Origin of the sequence: Enterocloster sp. HCN-30185 (assembly GCF_037890305.1) — a bacterium.
GTDB lineage: Bacteria > Bacillota > Clostridia > Lachnospirales > Lachnospiraceae > Enterocloster.
On sequence record NZ_JBBKBT010000058.1, the window covers coordinates 1 to 309 of the forward strand.

Below are 309 nucleotides of genomic sequence, written 5' to 3' on the forward strand. Positions count from 1 at the left end.
TTGAAAGGTAATAGCATGGGAAGATCACAGAGAGAGAAAGGCAAGCGCGGGGAGCGTGAGCTGGCAGGGCTTTTGAGGGAGTACGGTTATGACTGCCGCAGGGGCCAGCAGTATTGCGGAACCTCCGGCGATGCGGACGTGGTAGGGCTCCCGGGTATCCATATAGAGTGTAAACGGGTAGAGAAGCTGAACCTTCTGGATGCGGTATCACAGGCAGTCAGAGACGCCGCTAAGGGGCTTCTTCCGGCGGTATTCCATCGGAAAGACCGGTGCGAATGGTTAGTGACGATGCGGTTCGTGGACTGGATA

General features: G+C 56.3%; 1 protein-coding gene. It reads left to right on the top strand.

The window, feature by feature from the left end; genetic code table 11:
• Positions 1–15: 15 nt before the first annotated feature.
• The coding region (locus WKT10_RS15990) for a hypothetical protein (protein ID WP_340278062.1) at positions 16–309 on the top strand (294 nt) is incomplete at its 3' end.